18 protein-coding genes are annotated in these 16,758 nt (G+C 72.0%); 10 read left to right on the forward strand and 8 right to left on the reverse strand.

Going from position 1 to position 16,758, the window contains the following annotated elements; all coding sequences use genetic code 11:
* Positions 1-188 precede the first annotated feature (188 nt).
* Together K1T35_RS04900 and K1T35_RS04905 are read left to right on the forward strand one after the other, a co-directional pair.
* Positions 189-1,334: a cystathionine gamma-synthase gene (locus tag K1T35_RS04900; protein ID WP_220258991.1), complete on the forward strand. Its 1,146-nt coding sequence runs from the start codon at positions 189-191 to the stop codon at positions 1,332-1,334.
* An 85-nt stretch (positions 1,335-1,419) separates the two neighbouring features.
* Positions 1,420-1,788, forward strand: coding sequence for a nuclear transport factor 2 family protein (locus K1T35_RS04905; RefSeq protein WP_220258992.1), 369 nt, complete (start codon positions 1,420-1,422; stop codon positions 1,786-1,788).
* A 9-nt stretch (positions 1,789-1,797) separates the two neighbouring features.
* Here K1T35_RS04905 and K1T35_RS04910 read toward each other — a convergent pair whose 3' ends face one another.
* Positions 1,798-2,028: a hypothetical protein gene (locus K1T35_RS04910; protein WP_220258993.1), complete on the reverse strand. Its 231-nt coding sequence runs from the start codon at positions 2,026-2,028 to the stop codon at positions 1,798-1,800.
* Between the two features lie 121 nt (positions 2,029-2,149).
* Here K1T35_RS04910 and ilvA point away from each other — a divergent pair, with 121 nt between their 5' ends.
* Positions 2,150-3,391 carry a threonine ammonia-lyase gene (ilvA, locus tag K1T35_RS04915; protein ID WP_220258994.1) on the forward strand — a complete coding sequence of 414 codons (1,242 nt, stop codon included), beginning with the start codon at positions 2,150-2,152 and terminating at the stop codon, positions 3,389-3,391.
* Positions 3,392-3,398: 7 nt separating this feature from the next.
* On the opposite strand, the gene greA is transcribed toward ilvA, so the two are convergent.
* The gene (gene greA / locus K1T35_RS04920; RefSeq protein WP_220258995.1) at positions 3,399-3,893 is read right to left on the reverse strand and encodes a transcription elongation factor GreA; all 495 of its coding nucleotides are present in this window, start codon (positions 3,891-3,893) and stop codon (positions 3,399-3,401) included.
* 569 nt (positions 3,894-4,462) lie between these two features.
* On the opposite strand from greA, the gene mca reads away from it, so the two are divergent.
* From mca to K1T35_RS04940, 4 genes are all read left to right on the forward strand, one after another.
* Positions 4,463-5,335, forward strand: a complete 873-nt coding sequence (gene mca / locus K1T35_RS04925; RefSeq protein ID WP_255621591.1) for a mycothiol conjugate amidase Mca — start codon at positions 4,463-4,465, stop codon at positions 5,333-5,335.
* Between the two features lie 21 nt (positions 5,336-5,356).
* On the forward strand, positions 5,357-5,638 hold the full coding sequence (locus K1T35_RS04930) for a hypothetical protein (protein WP_220258997.1): 282 nt from the start codon (positions 5,357-5,359) through the stop codon (positions 5,636-5,638).
* 12 nt (positions 5,639-5,650) lie between these two features.
* Positions 5,651-7,672, forward strand: a complete 2,022-nt coding sequence (locus K1T35_RS04935) for a thioredoxin domain-containing protein (RefSeq protein WP_220258998.1) — start codon at positions 5,651-5,653, stop codon at positions 7,670-7,672.
* A 151-nt stretch (positions 7,673-7,823) separates the two neighbouring features.
* Positions 7,824-8,426 (forward strand): hypothetical protein, encoded by a 603-nt coding sequence (locus K1T35_RS04940; RefSeq protein ID WP_220258999.1) that lies wholly within the window; start codon positions 7,824-7,826, stop codon positions 8,424-8,426.
* A gap of 15 nt (positions 8,427-8,441) precedes the next feature.
* Here the strand turns inward: K1T35_RS04940 and K1T35_RS04945 are convergent, their stop codons facing one another.
* Together K1T35_RS04945 and K1T35_RS04950 are read right to left on the reverse strand one after the other, a co-directional pair.
* Complete coding sequence (locus K1T35_RS04945) at positions 8,442-8,873, reverse strand: PPOX class F420-dependent oxidoreductase (protein ID WP_220259000.1); 432 nt, start codon at positions 8,871-8,873, stop codon at positions 8,442-8,444.
* 40 nt (positions 8,874-8,913) lie between these two features.
* Positions 8,914-9,537, reverse strand: a complete 624-nt coding sequence (locus K1T35_RS04950; protein ID WP_220262393.1) for a hemolysin III family protein — start codon at positions 9,535-9,537, stop codon at positions 8,914-8,916.
* Between the two features lie 169 nt (positions 9,538-9,706).
* Here K1T35_RS04950 and K1T35_RS04955 point away from each other — a divergent pair, with 169 nt between their 5' ends.
* Positions 9,707-10,477, forward strand: coding sequence for an isoprenyl transferase (locus tag K1T35_RS04955; protein ID WP_220259001.1), 771 nt, complete (start codon positions 9,707-9,709; stop codon positions 10,475-10,477).
* A gap of 107 nt (positions 10,478-10,584) precedes the next feature.
* On the opposite strand, the gene K1T35_RS04960 is transcribed toward K1T35_RS04955, so the two are convergent.
* Positions 10,585-11,001 carry a hypothetical protein gene (locus tag K1T35_RS04960; protein WP_220259002.1) on the reverse strand — a complete coding sequence of 139 codons (417 nt, stop codon included), beginning with the start codon at positions 10,999-11,001 and terminating at the stop codon, positions 10,585-10,587.
* An 815-nt stretch (positions 11,002-11,816) separates the two neighbouring features.
* Between K1T35_RS04960 and K1T35_RS04965 the strand changes: the two genes are divergently transcribed.
* On the forward strand, positions 11,817-13,154 hold the full coding sequence (locus tag K1T35_RS04965; RefSeq protein WP_255621592.1) for a PhoH family protein: 1,338 nt from the start codon (positions 11,817-11,819) through the stop codon (positions 13,152-13,154).
* Between the two features lie 33 nt (positions 13,155-13,187).
* Here the strand turns inward: K1T35_RS04965 and K1T35_RS04970 are convergent, their stop codons facing one another.
* Entirely contained in the window at positions 13,188-14,123 is a 936-nt protein-coding gene (locus K1T35_RS04970) for a TIGR03620 family F420-dependent LLM class oxidoreductase (protein WP_370645308.1), read from the reverse strand.
* 72 nt (positions 14,124-14,195) lie between these two features.
* On the opposite strand from K1T35_RS04970, the gene K1T35_RS04975 reads away from it, so the two are divergent.
* Positions 14,196-14,744, forward strand: coding sequence for a TetR/AcrR family transcriptional regulator (locus tag K1T35_RS04975; RefSeq protein ID WP_220259003.1), 549 nt, complete (start codon positions 14,196-14,198; stop codon positions 14,742-14,744).
* On the opposite strand, the gene K1T35_RS04980 is transcribed toward K1T35_RS04975, so the two are convergent.
* Positions 14,739-16,178: a GuaB1 family IMP dehydrogenase-related protein gene (locus tag K1T35_RS04980; RefSeq protein WP_220259004.1), complete on the reverse strand. Its 1,440-nt coding sequence runs from the start codon at positions 16,176-16,178 to the stop codon at positions 14,739-14,741. The genes K1T35_RS04975 and K1T35_RS04980 overlap by 6 nt on opposite strands.
* A 12-nt stretch (positions 16,179-16,190) precedes the next feature.
* Entirely contained in the window at positions 16,191-16,694 is a 504-nt protein-coding gene (locus K1T35_RS04985; RefSeq protein ID WP_220259005.1) for a DUF3841 domain-containing protein, read from the reverse strand.
* Positions 16,695-16,758 lie beyond the last annotated feature (64 nt).

Raw genomic sequence — 16,758 nt, forward strand, 5'->3', positions numbered from 1 at the left:
GCGAACCTCGTTCCGGGCCCGTGTCCGCGCCTGCGGGCCGAGGTCCGTCCAGGCTTCGTGCAGATCCGGCCGGTGGGATGGTCCCTTCCCCGCGGACAGGGTGCGCCCGGCGACGCGAGATCAGGGTACTGGGTCACGTGCGGGTGCTGCCCGACGTCGCCTCAGATCCACCGGCGTAGCGTTGCGCCATGCGCGGCTTCTCCACCAACGCGATCCACGCCGGCCAGGAGCCGGACCCGACCACCGGGGCGGTGATCCCGCCGATCCACGCCTCGTCCACGTTCGCGCAGGACGGCGTGGGCGGCCTGCGGGCCGGCTACGAGTACTCGCGCAGTGCCAACCCCACCCGCACCGCGCTGCAGGAGTGCCTCGCGGCGCTGGAGGGCGGTCGGCACGCCGTCGCCTTCGGCTCCGGGATGGGCGCCTCCGACGTGCTGCTGCGGGTGCTGCTCAAGCCGGGGGACCACGTCGTCATACCGCACGACGCGTACGGCGGCACGTTCCGGCTGGTCGACAAGGTGCTGGCGCTGTGGGGCGTGGAGTACACGCCCGTTGACCTCGGCGACGTCGATGCGCTGCGCGCGGCTCTGCGACCCACCACGCGAGCCGTGTGGTGCGAGACGCCGACCAACCCGCTGCTGGGGATCGCCGACATCGCCGCGGTCGCCGACGTGGCGCGGACGGCGGGCGCGCGCCTCGTCGTCGACAACACGTTCGCATCCCCGTACCTGCAGCAGCCGCTAGCCCTCGGGGCGGATGTCGTGCTGCACTCCACCACCAAGTACGTCGGTGGACACTCCGACGTCGTGGGTGGCGCCCTCGTCACCAGCGATGACGAGCTCGCCGACGCGCTGCGGTTCACGCAGAACGCGGTCGGCTCCGTGCCGGGCCCGTTCGACGCGTGGCTCACTCTGCGCGGCGTGAAGACCCTCGCGGTGCGGATGGAGCGCCACAGCGACAACGCCGAGCGGATCGCCGAGTTGCTGGCCGCCCACCCCGCCGTCACGCGCGTGTACTACCCCGGCCTCGCCGAGCACCCCGGACACGAGGTGGCGGCCAAGCAGATGCGCCGCTTCGGGGGGATGGTGTCGTTCAGCGTCGCGGGTGGCCGCGAGGCGGCGCTGCGCGTGTGCGCCGCCACCGAGATCTTCACGCTCGCCGAGTCGCTCGGCGGCGTCGAGTCGCTCATCGAGCACCCGGGCGCCATGACGCACGCCTCGGTCGCCGGGTCGGCGCTCGAGGTACCGGACGACCTGGTGCGCCTCTCGGTCGGCATCGAGGACGTCGAGGATCTGGCCGACGACCTGAGGCAGGCGCTGAAAGCCGCCGGTTGAGGACCGACGAGTTCTCCCCGTTCCGCGGGTCTATCTCCGTTGGGGGTATCCGCCCCGACCGGAACGATCACGAGGAGCGCGGTACATGGGTGAGCAACGCACGCCGGCCGAGGTGGCGTCGGCCTTCATCGAGGCGTTCGGCGGCGGCGACATGGCGGCCGTCGCCGATCTCCTGGCCGCCGACGTGACCTTCGAGAGCCCACGTGTCGCCCTCACGGGCGCGGGGTCGGTCCTCGCGGCGATGGGGGAGTTCGCGCAGGTCGTGAACGGTGTGTCGATCGTTGCCGTCGTCGGTGACGCTGAGCGCGCGATGATCATGTACGACATGGCGACCGGGCCGTTCGGCACCCTGCGCGCGGTTGATCACCTCGTGGTGCGGGACGGCCGGATCGTCGCCGACACGCTGGTGTTCGACACTTACGAGGTACGCAAGGCCATGGAGGCCTCGGCCTGAAGAGGTGCCTCAGCCCTTGGCGGGGGCGGCGGGACCGGCGGCGGGCAGCGGAGCCACCGGGGCCGGCTCGGGCACCACGATGTCGCCGGGCGCGATACAGCCGCCTACCAGCTGGTAGCCGCCAGCCACCAGCTCGTAGCGTCCGGGGTCGTCGCAACCCGCGCTCTTGACCGTGACCACCGCGATCGCGGTGAGCACCGCGGCCACGAGCAGCGGAGCGATCGCCCGCAGCCGTGTCATCCCGACCTCCCCCGAAAGCGGTGGCCCGCGCGGCTCACCGCCATCTCACCCCTGAGGTTACCGGGAGGTTCGTCGCGGTGCCTCGACGGTGGTGGGTGCCTCCAAATGCGAGGATTCCCGCATGTCCGCCGCTGACACCCCGATTCCCCCGGTCGGGGTGGCCGACGTCCGTGCGGCACGCGAGCTGCTCGCCGGCGTGGTGTCGGTCACGCCCATGGCCGGTTCGCGTGCGCTGTCGGAGCTGTGCGGCGGGCCGGTGTGGCTCAAATGCGAGAACCTCCAGCGCACCGGCTCGTTCAAGATCCGCGGTGCGTACACCCGGATCGCCCGGCTGAACGCGGAGGAGCGCGCCCGCGGGGTGGTGGCCGCGAGCGCGGGCAACCACGCGCAGGGCGTGGCGCTCGCCGCGCAGATGCTCGGCATCCGGGCCGCCGTCTTCATGCCGGAGCGGGCCGCGATCCCGAAGGTCGGCGCCACCCGCGGCTACGGCGCGGAGGTCCACATGGTCGGCGAGACGATCGACGGCAGCATCGCGGCAGCCACCGACTTCGCCGAGCGCACCGGCGCGGTCTTCGTGCACCCCTTCGACCACACGGACGTGATCGCGGGGCAGGGCACCGTGGGGCTCGAGGTGCTGGAGCAGGTGCCGGACGTCCGCACGGTTCTCGTCTGCACCGGGGGCGGCGGGCTGGTCGGCGGGATCGCGGCGGCCGTCAAGGGGCAGCGGCCGGACGTCACCGTGGTGGGAGTGCAGGCCGAAGGGGCCGCCGCGTGGCCGCCGTCCCTCGCCGCAGGCGAGCCGCGGTCGCTCGCCGGTATGCGCACCGTGGCCGACGGCATCGCGGTGGGCCGGCCGGGCGACGTGACGTTCCCGCAGGTCGCCGCGCTCGTCGACGAGATCGTGACGGTGGGGGAGGACGCGCTGTCCCGTGCCCTGCTGCACTGCCTGGAACGGGCGAAGCTCCTGGTGGAGCCGGCGGGAGCGGCGGCGGTGGCTGCGCTGCTGGAACACCCGGCGCGGTTCGCCACACCTGCCGTGGCCGTGCTCTCCGGCGGGAACGTCGACCCGTTGGTCCTGCTGCACGTGATCGAGCACGGCATGGCGGCCGCGGCCCGCTACCTGTCGCTCCGGGTGCGAGTGGGTGACCGGCCCGGCGCGCTGGCCGAGCTGCTCGCGCTGGTGGGGTCGCTCGGGGCCAACGTGCTCGACGTGTCGCACTCCCGGATCTCCGGCACGCTCCCGCTCGGCGACGTGGAGGTGGCGCTCTCGATGGAGACCCGCGGCCCCGAGCACTGCACCGAGCTCGTGCGGGCCCTACAAGACGCCGGCCACGCCGTGTTCGACGTGGCCGGCGACCGGTGACAGGTTCTTATGCGCGGAACGGCTCGGCGGAGACCAGCGTGACGTCCATGCTGCCGCCGTCGGGCAGCTGGTAGGAGCGGGTGTCGCCGGGGTGGGCGCCGAGCAGCGCGCCACCGAGCGGGCTGTTCGGCGACACGACCTCCAGGTCGGCCCGGCTGCCCTCCTCGCGGGAGCCGAGCAGCACCGTCTCGGTCTCGTCGTCGCCGTCGTAGCGGATCTTCAGCACCATGCCGGGCGCAGCCGTGTCGGAGTCGGTCGGCGCGATCCCGACCTTGGCGGTACGAAGCAGCTCCTGCAGCTGGCGGATGCGGGCCTCCTGCTGGCCCTGCTCCTCGCGTGCCGCGTGGTAGCCGCCGTTCTCCTTGAGGTCGCCCTCCTCGCGGCGGGCGTTGATCTCGGCTGCAATGACCGGGCGGTTCGCGATCAGCTCGTCGAGTTCCTGCTTGAGCCGGTCGTAGGCATCCTGGGTCAGCCAGGTCGCCTGGGTGTCCGTCACGGTCATCACTCCTCCAGCCTGTCAGGGGTCCATATATGACTCACGGACCACTTCGCCCGCGGCCATGACCGCCCGCGAGGGCGGCCCGGTTCGAGGGCGGCAAAGCCCCGAGTAAGGAAAAACACGACCCGCCTGCGGGCCGTGTGATGTCCACCGTAACACGAGGCCTGCCGCTCGTCGCAGCCTTTCGACGAACGGTTGGCGCTCCGCGGAAGTTCCCGCCGCCGACATCAATGCTGGTCAAGCGGCTGCACGTGCACCTGCGCGCACAGTTTTATGGGCCATTCGGTGCCTGAGCGACCGCCCATTGTAGCGATCTCGAGAGGGTCCTCGCCACCTTTGCGACAGCCGGGGTGCTTCCGGCGCAGGTGAGAGCGGTTGAATACGCAGCGTGACGGCTGTGAAGGGAAGGAGCTGGCGCCGGGCAGCGTTGTACGGACCGTCGGACGTGTCTGCAACCATCGACATCCCGATCTCCCGAGCCAGCGGCCCATCAAATCGGGGCCCGAGTTGGAAGGAACGCGGCCGTTCCAATGTCCTCGATCCACCTGAGCAGCGCTGGCCCGCTGCGACTCATGACGGTGCACGCGCACCCCGACGACGAGTCCAGCAAGGGCGCGGCCACCACGGCGCGCTACGTCGCCGAAGGCCACGAGGTCATGGTCGTCACGTGCACGGGAGGTGAGGCCGGCAGCATCCTCAACCCGGCCATGGACCGCCCCGAGGTGCTGGAGAACATGTCCGAGATCCGCCGGGCCGAGATGGCCCGCGCCGCCGAGATCCTCGGCGTCGAGCACAGGTGGCTCGGTTTCGTCGACTCCGGGCTGCCCGAGGGCGACCCCAAGCCGCCGTTGCCCGATGGGTGCTTCGCGACGCAGCCCCTCGACGTCGCCACCGAGCGCCTGGTGCGGGTCGTCCGCGAGTTCCGGCCGCACGTGCTCGTCACCTACGACGAGAACGGCGGGTACCCCCACCCCGACCACATCCGCTGCCACGAGATCTCCGTGTCCGCTTTCGACGCCGCGGGCGACCCCGACCGCTTCCCCGATTCGGGCGCGCCGTGGCAGCCGCTCAAGCTCTACTACTCCCACGGGTTCTCGAAGAAGCGGATGGTGGCCTTCCACGAGGCGCTGCTCGCGCGAGGGATGGAGTCGCCCTACGAGGAGTGGCTCGCGAACTGGTCCGACGACCGGCTCGACCCAGCAGACCGGGTCACCACCCGCGTGCGCTGTGCCGACTGGTTCGAGACCCGCGACAAGGCGTTGCTCGCCCACGAGACGCAGATCGACCCCACGAGCCGGTGGTTCTTCGTGCCACTGGAGATGCAGCGCGAGATCTGGCCCACCGAGGACTATGAGCTCGTCCGCAGCTTCGTCGACTCGCCCACCCCCGAGGACGACCTGTTCGCGGGGATCCGCGAGCCCGTGGCGGTGCGGCCTGCGGTGTGACGGGCGCGTACCGTTTGCCGGATGAGTCCGCTGCTGGCCGAGGCCGTTCCAGCCGGCGTGGCCGAGGTCGCCGTGCCGGTGCAGAATCCCGCGCCGCCGCCCGGAAAGGGTGAGGAGTTCGGCAAGGCGTCGCCCGTCGCGCTCGTCGTGATCCTCTCGCTGGCGCTGGTCACGATCCTGCTGATCCGGAGCATGAGCAAGCGCATCCGGCGCCTGCCCGCCAGCTTCGAGCCCGCCGAGAACGAGCCGAAGGACGAGAAGGAGAAGTCGGGCGGCGAACCGGCGAACGGCGGCACCAGCTGAGAGGCTGACGCGATGCCGAACCGCCTGGCCTCGGCCACCAGCCCGTACCTGCTCCAGCACGCCGGCAACCCCATCGACTGGTGGGAGTGGTCGGACGAGGCGTTCGCCGAGGCGGCGCGCCGAGACGTGCCGGTGCTGCTCTCGGTCGGGTACGCCGCCTGCCACTGGTGCCACGTCATGGCGCACGAGTCGTTCGAGGACCCGGCAACGGCCGAGCAGGTCAACGGCGACTTCATCGCGATCAAGGTGGACCGCGAGGAACGGCCGGACATCGACGCGGTCTACATGGCCGCGACCCAGGCCATGACCGGCCAGGGCGGTTGGCCGATGACGTGCTTCCTCACCCCGGCGGGTGAGCCGTTCCACTGCGGCACCTACTACCCGCCCACCCCGCGCGGCGGGATGCCCGGCTTCCGGCAGCTCCTCGACGCCGTCACCACCGCGTGGCGCGAGGACGGCGCGCGGGTGCGCGGAGCGGCCGGCGAGATCGCCGCCCGGCTCGCCGACAGCGCCGCCACCGTGCTGCCGTCGGCCGGGATCGACCCCGATCTGCTGGAGCGGGCCGCGGTGGCCCTCGAGGCGCAGTTCGACCCGAGGACGGGCGGGTTCGGCGGCGCCCCGAAGTTCCCGCCGTCGATGGCGCTGGAGTTCCTGCTTCGCCGGCACGAGCGCACCGGCGGCGGCGAGGAGGCACCGGCCGCCGTCGCGGTGACGTGCGAGCGGATGGCCCGCGGCGGGATGTACGACCAGCTGGCAGGCGGGTTCGCCCGCTACAGCGTGGACGCGGGCTGGGTGGTCCCGCACTTCGAGAAGATGCTCTACGACAACGCCCTGCTGCTGCGCGCCTACGCGCACCTCGCGCGAGTGTCACCGGATCCGCTCCCGCGGCGCATCGCCGAAGAGACCGTGGCCTTCCTGCTGCGCGACCTGCGCACCGCGGAAGGCGGGTTCGCGTCCGCGCTCGACGCCGACACCGACGGTGTCGAGGGCCTCACCTACGCCTGGACTCCCCAGCAGCTGCGCGACGTCCTCGGCGACGAGGACGGGAACTGGGCGGCCGACCTGCTCACCGTCACCGAGAGCGGGACGTTCGAGCACGGATCGTCCACCCTGCAGCTGCTCGCCGATCCGGACGACCCGGCCCGCTGGGAACGGGTGCGCGCCGCGCTGCTCGGCGCGAGGGCCCAGCGGCCGCAGCCCGCCCGCGACGACAAGGTCGTCACGTCCTGGAACGGCATGGCGATCCTCGCGCTCGCAGAGGCTGGTGCGGCGCTCGGGCATCCCGAGTGGGTGGACGCCGCCGCCGAGACGGCCGACCTGCTGCTGCGGCTGCACGTGGTGGACGGGCGGCTGCGACGCTCGTCGCGGGACGGGGCCGTGGGCGCCGCGGCCGGGGTGCTGGAGGACCACGGCTGCCTCGCCGACGGGCTCCTCGCGTTGCACCAGGCCACCGGCGAGCCGCGCTGGCTGGCAGCCGCCACGGACCTGCTCGACACCGCCCTCGCCCATTTCGCCGATCCGGACCAGCCCGGCTCGTTCTTCGACACCGCCGACGACGCAGAGGCGCTGCTGCACCGCCCGCGCGACGTCACCGACAACGCGACCCCGTGCGGAGCGTCGTCACTCGCGTCCGCGCTGCTGACGGCGTCGGTGCTGGTGGCCGAACCGGACCGGTACCGCACCGCGGCCGAGGCCGCCCTGCGTTCGGCCGGCTTCCTCGCGGAGAAGCACCCGCGTTTCGCCGGCCACTGGCTCACGGCGGCCGAGGCGATGGTGCGGGGCCCGCTGCAGGTCGCCGTGGTCGGAGCGGATGGTGACCCCGGTCGGGACGAGCTGCTCGCGCACGCCCGCCGGCTGGCCGCGGGCGGCACGGTCGTCGTGCCCGGCCGCCCCGACGCACCCGGCGTCCCCCTCCTCGCCGACCGTCCCCTCGTGGACGGCGCGGCGGCCGCCTACGTCTGCCGCGGCTTCGTCTGCGACCGCCCGGCCACCACGGCGGAGGAACTCACCGCGAGCCTCCTCCTGCGCCCCTGACGCTCGCACTCACCGCGACTCGCCCGCACTCACACCGCGACTCGCGCCACCGCCAAAGCGTGTTCGCCGCCTGAGAACACCTCGGCGTCATCACCGTTGCGGTGTAATCTAGTAAGCATCCAGGTGGGAGGCAGTGATGATGAGCGGACGGATGCATCGCGGGTGGCCCGGTGGGCGAGGGCGTGGCCCGGGGCGGGGTGGCTGGCAGCAGGCCGACCTGCCCGGCGCGGAGGACGCGGCGGCATGGCTGCAGGGAAGGCTGCCCGACGGGTGGTTCACCGGCGCGCCGGACGTCACGGTCGACCGGGAGGAGATCCTCATCGTCGGTGAGCTTCCGCCGGTCGAGGGCGACTTCCCAGACACCGAGGCGGGGCGGGCCGATCGGGCGGCGGCCGTGGCCGGCCGGATCTCCCGGTTCCGCGAGACCACGCGGGAGGAGCGCATCGAGATCGCGCGCCAGGCCGAGCACCGCTACCAGCGGAAGGTGGCATGGGGCGCGCGGATCGGCGACACGGAGGAGCTGTTCACGACGGCGTCCGTCCCGGTGATGACGCGCCTGCGCCAGCCGGAGCGGATCGTGCTCGACACGCTCGTCGACTCCGGCGTCGCGCGCTCCCGGTCGGACGCGCTGGCCTGGGCCGTGAAGCTGGTCGGCCAGCACGCCGACGAGTGGTTGAGCGAGCTGCGGGAAGCGATGGCGCGCGTCGACGAGCTGCGGGCCAAGGGCCCGACCAGCGGCGGCGAAGAGGCCTGAGCGATCTAGTGCTAGTCAGCGGATCTTCTGGCCGTACACGCGCTCGACGTGCAGGGCCAGGAGCACCCGCCGGTCGGCCACCATCACCGCGCGGTACTCGTCCCAGTCGGGGTGCTCGCCCGCGGCCGACCGGTAATAGCCGACGAGGGCCTCCACCTCGGGCCCGTGCGGGTCGGTGCCGGGGCCGATCAGCTCGGCCGTGCCGTCGGCGGTGGCCCACGCCCAACCGTCGGTGCTGGTGACCTCGAGCGCGGCGCGCGGATCGCGGCGGAGGTTGGTCGTCTTCGCACGGCCTTCCATGATCGAGACGTAGATGGTCCCCGCGTCCCGGTCGTAGTACGGGGTGACGGGGGACAGCTGCGGGCGGCCGTCGGCACGGAGGGTGGCGAGCACGCCGATCCGGCTCTCCGCGATCAGCGCGTGGGGATCGAAGTCGGTGGTGGTCATGCCCCGGCCAACCTCGCTGTGACGGTCGACATTCCGCCGGTCAGAACAGCATGAGCCAGATCGCCACGTGGTGGCAGATCGCGGCGACCACGGTGGCCGCGTGGAAGAACTCGTGGTAGCCGAACGTGGCCGGCCACGGGTTGGGCCGGCGCGTCGCGTAGAACACCGCACCGACGGTGTAGATCAGGCCGCCGACGAGGATCAGCACCAGCGCCGCCACACCGCCGCCGACGAGGATCGCGGGGATGACGAAAACGGCCACCCAGCCGAGCGCGATGTAGATCGGAACACCGATCCACGCGGGCGCGTTCGGCCATGCCGTCTTCAGCACCACTCCGGCGAGCGCGCCCACCCACACCACGGTGAGCACGGTGCGGGAGGTGGCCGGATCCATGGCGAGGGCGGCCACCGGCGTATAGGTGCCCGCGATGAACAGGAAGATCATCGAATGGTCGAGCCTGCGCATCACGGCCCGGCTGCGCTGCGTGCGCCATGTGCGGCGGTGGTAGAGCGCGCTCACCCCGAACAAGCCGAGTGTGGTGACTGCGTACACCGTTGTGGCGAGCGCGGCGCCCGCTCCGACCAGTGCCGCCGATACGGCGATCATGGTGGCGCCCGCCGCGATCGAGACGGTGAACGACCAGAAGTGCAGCCAGCCACGCATCCGCGGCTTGAGCAGCGCCCCGCCCGGGGGAGGCGAGTCCACGGTTCCGGTGCCCACCCGGCCGAGGTTACGGCAGCACCGGCGGCATCGGGGTGTCCTGTGCGTGAACGCACGGCCAGGCGGCCTGGGTCTGCGAACGCAGAACCGCCCCGGCGTACGCTGTTCGGCCGTGGGCGTCCGCGACCTGCTCTACTCGGTGTACGAGCGCAAGCTGAGCCGAGAGCTGGCCGGTTCGGCCGAGCGACCCCGGCACGTTGCGGTGATGCTCGACGGCAACCGCCGCTGGGCGCGCGAGGCCGGGTTCGTCGACGTCAACGACGGGCACCGGGCGGGCGCCGCGAAGATCGCCGAGTTCCTCGCGTGGTGCGAGGAGGCCGGCGTCGAGGTCGTGACGCTGTGGCTGTTGTCCACCGACAACCTCGAGCGCCCTTCCGAGGAGCTCGAACCTCTCCTGGAGATCATCACCGACGTCGTCGACGAGCTCTCCGGCCCCGCCGCTCGCTGGCGGCTGCGCGTGGTGGGCGCCCTCGAACTGCTGCCGGGCGACATGGCCGACAAGCTTTCGGCCGCTGCGGCGCGGACCCAGGGGCGGCCGGGGCTCGAACTCAACGTCGCGGTCGGGTACGGCGGCCGGCAGGAGATCGCCGACGCCGTGCGCAAGCTGCTGCTGCAGCACGCGGAGTCGGGCACCTCGATCGAGGAGCTCGCCGAGGTGCTGGACGTCGATCACATCGCCGCGAACCTGTACACGTCCGGCCAGCCGGACCCGGACCTGGTCATCCGCACCTCGGGTGAGCAGCGGCTGTCCGGATTCCTGCTGTGGCAGTCGGCACACTCGGAGTTCTGGTTCTGCGAGGCCTACTGGCCCGAGTTCCGCCGCGTCGACTTCCTGCGCGCGCTGCGCGACTACGCGGCCCGGCATCGCCGGTTCGGTTCCTGAGCCGGACGGCGTGGGGCCGGCGCTGTCCAGATCTGCGAGATATTCACGGAACACGAAAACGGCGCCGGACCCGAAGGTCCGACGCCGTTTCGCGAGAGATCCGAAGATCAGTCGTCGATCGAAGCGCTGTCGCCAGACTCGGCGGCGGCGGTGCAGGAGTCGTCGATCGTGTTGTCGCCGTCGGAGTCAGCGTCCGTGTCGGCGTTGCCCAGCAGGCCGAGGCCGAGCGCGCCGGTCAGGTCGGCGAGCACGGAGGTGTCGTTCAGCGGCACCTGGACACCCAGGACGTTCACCGGCACCTGGTTGTCGCAGACGTTGACCGGGACGGCGATGTTGTTGCCGGCCACGTTGATCAGGCCCGAGTTCGAGCCGTCGATGCTGTTGACGTCCTCGACCTTGCTCTTGCCGTGGTGGCCGTGCCCGTTACCGTCGTGGTCGTCCTTGTCGCCAGCGAAGGCGAGCGGGCTCACCGCGAGCAGACCGGCAGCGGCCGCAGCCACGACAATTCCAGCCTTCTTCAGCACAGTTCATCTCCTGTTGAGTGTCCGGAGTCGACCGGAGCCGATCCCATTCAGAGTCAGCGCTTATGACCGGGGAGCCCTCGCTGACTGCGGAAAAAGCTAGCGGGCCACAGCGGCTAAAAACAAACCGCGTACCACTATCGGATGAGTCGAGTACTCTGTGTTTGGTTACGCCCTCTTTCGGGGGTGCCGACCATCGGCCTCGAACCCTGCCTTCGTGTTTGATCGACACGTTCTGTGAGGAGTAATCACCCGGATGCGCGCGTATCCTTTTTGATGGAGACGGAGCGTGTTCGCGCCTCTTGGATCGCCATTTCCGATCCTTGCGTCGCCGCCGTCTGCCCGAGCGCCCCGGGTCCCCCCGCGCGAGCGCCAGGTGCTCCGGGCGGTCTGGCGACACGCGGCCGAACGGGTCAGGCCACCCACTCCTGCCACGACAGGCGGTGTCTGCGGAGCGATGAGCGGTAGTCCGTTCTGTTAATTCTCGGTTCGCTGTCGAAGGACAACACACAGTTGCTGTTGACCGCACCCGGGTGACCGCCGGTAGCGTTCACGGTGGCGGTCCGTACCCGATGCGGATCGCTGGGGAGGCCCTGGTCGTGGTGGCTGTTGCACCAGAGGGGGCCGGCACCCGGCCCTCGTGGGCGTGGCCGGCGGCGAGCTGCACGTCGCCGGAAGCGTCCGAGCCAGGGCCGACCGGCCCACCGGTGATGTGGACGCGGTGCCGTGTCCACCAGGGAGCACTCGTCGGCCGCTCGTCCGGGCCCGGCACCACGGGCCCCGGTGGCGGTCGTTGCGAGCGCTAGCGAGGAGCCTCCGTGACCGACCGTCGTACCGCCCCCGCTTCGCCCACCACCCGCTGCTTCGTGCTCGACACCTCGGTGCTGTTGTCGGACCCATGGTCACTGACCCGGTTCGACGAGCACGAGGTTGTCCTGCCGCTCGTGGTGATCTCCGAACTCGAGGGCAAGCGGCACCACCCGGAACTGGGGTGGTTCGCCCGCACGGCGTTGCGCATGCTCGACGAGCTGCGCATCGAGCACGGCCGCCTGGACGCGCCGGTGCCGATCGGCACCGCAGGCGGGACCCTGCACGTCGAGCTCAACCACAGTGACCCGGAGGTGCTCCCCGCAGGTTTCCGCACCGACTCCAACGACAGCCGGATCCTGGCCTGCGCCCTGAACCTGGCCGCCGAGCGCAAGCGGGCCGGCCTCGGCGAGGTGGTGCTCGTCACCAAGGACGTGCCACTGCGGGTGAAGGCCGCCGCCGTCGGGCTACAGGCCGACGAGTACCACGCCCTCGACGTGGTGCCATCGGGCTGGACGGGGATGGCCGACCTCGAGGTCGCGTCCGAGGACGTCGACGCGCTCTTCCGCGACGGCGTGATCGACCACGACGCGGCCCGCGAGATGCCGGCCAACACTGGACTGCGGCTCATCGGCGGTGCGTCGGCGGCCCTCGGGCGGATCACCGCGGACAAGCGGGTGCGGCTCGTGCGGGGTGATCGGGAGGCGTTCGGGCTGCACGGGCGTTCCGCCGAGCAACGGGTGGCGCTCGACCTGCTCCTCGACCCCGAGGTGGGCATCATCTCGCTGGGCGGCCGGGCCGGCACCGGCAAGTCGGCGCTGGCGCTGTGCGCGGGCCTCGAAGCGGTGATGGAGCGCCAGCAGCACCGCAAGGTCGTCGTGTTCCGGCCGCTGTACGCCGTCGGCGGGCAGGATCTCGGGTACCTGCCCGGCAACGAGAGCGAGAAGATGGCGCCGTGGGCGCAGGCCGTCTTCGACACCCTCGGCGCGCTGGTCAGCCAGAACGTGCTCGAGGAGGTCATCGCCCGCGGCATGCTCGAGGTGCTCCCGCTCACCCACATCCGCGGGCGCTCCCTGCACGACGCGTTCGTGATCGTCGACGAGGCGCAGTCGTTGGAGCGCAACGTGCTCCTCACCGTGCTCTCGCGGCTCGGCACCGCGTCCCGCGTGGTGCTGACGCACGACGTGGCCCAGCGCGACAACCTGCGCGTCGGCCGCCACGACGGCATCGCGGCGGTGATCGAGGCGCTGAAGGGTCACCCGCTCTTCGCCCACGTCACGCTCACCCGCAGCGAGCGCAGCCCGATCGCGGCGCTGGTGACGGAGATGCTGGAGGGGCCGGCGGCCTAGTGTCGCGGACCCGGGACTGCAGCATGGCCACCTTCACGCGACCACGGTGCGTGTTGGTGGCCGTGCTGCAACCGGAGCCAGGAGTCGCCACTGGTCGAGCGGGATCGTCCCGACCGTGGCAGGGAGGGCCTGGAGGCACACGTGGTCGGCGCCCGCGGCGAAGTGGGCGGCCAGCCGCTTGGAGACCTCCTCCTCGCCCACGGCCACGAGTGCGTCCACGAGCCGGTCGCTGCCGCCGTTCGCGAAGTCGGCGTCGGTGAAACCGAGTCGCCGCCAGCTCTCCCGGTAGGGGTCGGAGGGGATGTAGGCGGCCACGTGGGCGCGAGCGCGTTCCCGCGCCTCTGCGGCCGGCAGGCCGACGACCACGGCCTGCTCGACGGCCAGCGTGCGGTCCGGCCCGAGCAGCGTCCGCGCCTTCGCCGTGTGCTCGGCTGTCACGAGATAGGTCAGTGAGCCTGCGGAGCGCTCGCGGGCCAGCTCGAGCGCTTTCGGTCCCAGCGCGGCCAGAACGCGGGGGACGGGCGCGGCGGCGAAGCCGGACACACCGGCCAGCTCCAGGACCGGGTCGGGCGCGTCGAGCTGGTCGAGGTAGCGGCGCATCTGCGCGAGCGGCCGTTTGTAGCGCAGGCCCAGTACACCCTCGACGCCCCTGGCGTGCGACGTGCCGAGGCCGAGCACGAACCGGCCTGGATGGCTCTCGAGCAGAGTCCGCGTCATCCCCTGGACGGTGCGCGAGTGCCGGGCCCAGATCACCGCGATGCCGGTGCCGACGACGAGCTCGCGGGTCGCGCCCAGCAGGGCGGCCGCGTCGAGGAACGGGTCGCGGGCGAGGGCGTCACTGAGCCAGAGGGTCCCGTAGCCGAGCTCCTCGATCTCGACGGCCGCCTCCTTGGCGGCCGCGACGGGTTGCAGGTCGAGCCCGCCGATCCAGATCCCGACGCGACCGAGCTCCGGCAGATGGATGCCCAACGAGGTTCCCCCTAGAATCGGAGTGGTACTCCGATAATACGGAGCGCTACTCCGTTTTGTCGAGGAGGGTGTGTGGAGCAGCCGGCACGAGCCGACGCGCGCAGGAACCGGGCCCGCCTGGTCGAGGCGGCACGCGAGCTGTTCGGTGAGGCGGGGATCGAGGCGGCCGGGATGAACGACGTCGCCCGCCGCGCAGGCGTGGGGCCCGGCACGCTGTGGCGGCACTTCCCGAACAAGGAGGCGCTCGTCGCGGAGGTCGTGGGCGAGAGCCTCGACGCGCTGGCCGCGCTGGCCGACGAGCTGCGCGGCGCCGCGCCGCCAGACGCCCTTCGCACGTGGGCGGCGGCGCTGCTCGGGCACATAGCCCGCTACCGGGGCCTCGCCACGAGCCTCGCCACCGCCTCCGGCGACCCGCTCGCCGGGCGGTGCACCGCCACCGAGCTGGCGTTCGAGAAGCTGGTGGAGCACGTGCGTGCGCAGGAACGGCTCCGCGCGGGCGTCACCGCAACGGACGTCATGCGGCTCACCACGGCCGTCGCGTGGGCGGCCGAGGCCGCGGGCGAGCCGGACTCGGCCGAGCACATGCTCGACCTCGTCTTCGGCGGAATCAGGAACTCATAAGCCGTGGGGAGTGCCCTCGGCGAAGCCCGCAGTCGTCTGGACACCCACCACCGCGCGGTCGTGCAGCTCGTCGAGGGTCCGCGCACCTGCGTAGGTGCAGGCCGAGCGGACGCCGGCGCACATCTCGTCGAGGACGTCCTCCACGCCGGGACGGATCGGGTCGAGCAGCTGCCGCGAGCTGGAGATGCCCTCCTCGAACAGGGCCTTCCGGGCGCGGTCGAACGTGCTCTCGTCCCGGGTGCGGGCGCTCACGGCGCGCTTCGAGGCCATCCCGAACGACTCCTTGTACGGCCGCCCGCTCTCGTCGCGCAGCAGGTCGCCGGGTGACTCGTAGGTGCCTGCCAGCCAGGAGCCGATCATCACCGCGGACGCGCCTGCCGCTAGGGCGAGCGCGACGTCGCGCGGGTGGCGCACGCCGCCGTCCGCCCAGATCCGCACGCCGAGTTCGCGGCCGGCCGCCGAGCACTCCAGCACGGCGGAGAACTGGGGGCGCCCGACGCCGGTCATCATCCGCGTGGTGCACATCGCGCCGGGGCCAACGCCGACCTTGACGATGTCGGCGCCTGCCGCCGCGAGATCCCGCACGCCCTCAGCGGTGACGACGTTGCCCGCCGCCACCGGCACGGCCGAGCCCGCGTCGGAGACGACCTTCCGGACCGCGCGCAGCGCGTCGAGCATCTTGTCCTGGTGGCCGTGCGCGGTGTCGACCACGAGGACGTCGACGCTCGCGTCGAGCAGGGCCTTCGCCTTGACCCCCACGTCGCCGTTGATCCCCACCGCGGCCGCGGTGCGCAGCCGGCCTGCGCCGTCGAGCGTCGGGCGGTAGAGCTCCGCCCGCAGTGCGCCGAACGCGGTGAGCAGGCCGGCGAGGCGGCCGTCCGAGTCCAGCCCGAGCACCACCCGGCGGGAGCCCAGCGCCTCGAACACGTCACGCGGGGGCGTGTCGAGCGGGAGCGCGAGCGGGTCGGGGTCGAGCACGTCGCGGAGCCGGGTGAAGCGGTCGACGCCGGTGCACGCCGCCTCGTCGACGGTGCCGACCGGGCGGCCGCCCTCGTCCACCACGACGACCGCGCCATGGGCCCGCTTGGGAAGCAGGTTGAGGGCGTCGGCGACGGCGTCCCCGGGCGTGAGCACCAGCGGCGTGTCCCACACCGGGTGCCGTGACTTGATCCAGGCGACGATCTCGGCCACGGCCTCGGGCGCAACGTCCTGCGGGAGCACGGTGAGCCCGCCGCGGCGGGCCAGCGTCTCGGCCATCCGGCGCCCGGCGACCGACGTCATGTTCGCGGCGACCACCGGGACCGTGGCCCCGCTGCCGTCGGCGGTGGTGAGGTCGACGTCGAACCGGGAGGCCACCGACGACCGGCCCGGGACGAGGAAGACATCGTCGTAGGTGAGGTCGTGGTTGGGCTCTTGCCTGTCGAGGAAGCGCACGAGACGACGAGTCTACGCGCGTGCCGCCCGGTCCGTGACCTCGTCCGGTGATCGGGGGAGCGGCCGGACCTCCCGCACCCACTCGGCGCGCATGAACGGCAGGCAAACCTGCACCAGCTTGTCCGCGATGGGCGTCGGCACGTCCCACCGCGGGACCGGGTCCACGCCGTCGGCCAGGTTGTAGAGGTAGTCGTTCCACACCCCGTAGTCGCTGGCGAGGACCAGTTCGGCGGGCGCGCTGAACTCGAGCGTGACGTACCCCTCCCAGGGCGGGTCGCCGACGAGCATGTGGGCGTCCTCCACGGCGACGCCGCACGATCCGCCCCACGTCCACACGGGCGGCCTCCCCTGCGTGGACAGGCCCGCCCGCTCCATCGCGGCGACCATCGCGCCGTACGCCTCCGGGATCGACAGCCCGGACGGCACGTACTCCCACGCGCCGACGAGCTGCCCGGTGGCGTGCAGCTCGGCCACCCGCGCGGCCGGCTGGAACGACCACAGCAGCACCTCGCCCACGGGCAGTACTCTCCGGATACGCGGCGCCCCGCTGCAACGCGATTCAGAGGCCGCGCGAACAGGC

Source organism: Pseudonocardia sp. DSM 110487 (assembly GCF_019468565.1).
In the GTDB taxonomy this organism is placed as follows: domain Bacteria; phylum Actinomycetota; class Actinomycetes; order Mycobacteriales; family Pseudonocardiaceae; genus Pseudonocardia.

Excerpts from the sequence above, each read along its gene's own strand:
- K1T35_RS04900 (WP_220258991.1), top strand. The coding sequence starts at position 189 with ATGCGCGGCTTCTCCACCAACGCGATCCACGCCGGCCAGGAGCCGGAC.
- K1T35_RS04905 (WP_220258992.1), top strand. The coding sequence starts at position 1,420 with ATGGGTGAGCAACGCACGCCGGCCGAGGTGGCGTCGGCCTTCATCGAG.
- K1T35_RS04910 (WP_220258993.1), bottom strand. The coding sequence starts at position 2,028 with ATGACACGGCTGCGGGCGATCGCTCCGCTGCTCGTGGCCGCGGTGCTC.
- ilvA (WP_220258994.1), top strand. The coding sequence starts at position 2,150 with ATGTCCGCCGCTGACACCCCGATTCCCCCGGTCGGGGTGGCCGACGTC.
- greA (WP_220258995.1), bottom strand. The coding sequence starts at position 3,893 with ATGACCGTGACGGACACCCAGGCGACCTGGCTGACCCAGGATGCCTAC.
- mca (WP_255621591.1), top strand. The coding sequence starts at position 4,463 with ATGACGGTGCACGCGCACCCCGACGACGAGTCCAGCAAGGGCGCGGCC.
- K1T35_RS04930 (WP_220258997.1), top strand. The coding sequence starts at position 5,357 with ATGAGTCCGCTGCTGGCCGAGGCCGTTCCAGCCGGCGTGGCCGAGGTC.
- K1T35_RS04935 (WP_220258998.1), top strand. The coding sequence starts at position 5,651 with ATGCCGAACCGCCTGGCCTCGGCCACCAGCCCGTACCTGCTCCAGCAC.
- K1T35_RS04940 (WP_220258999.1), top strand. The coding sequence starts at position 7,824 with ATGCATCGCGGGTGGCCCGGTGGGCGAGGGCGTGGCCCGGGGCGGGGT.
- K1T35_RS04945 (WP_220259000.1), bottom strand. The coding sequence starts at position 8,873 with ATGACCACCACCGACTTCGATCCCCACGCGCTGATCGCGGAGAGCCGG.
- K1T35_RS04950 (WP_220262393.1), bottom strand. The coding sequence starts at position 9,537 with ATGCGTGGCTGGCTGCACTTCTGGTCGTTCACCGTCTCGATCGCGGCG.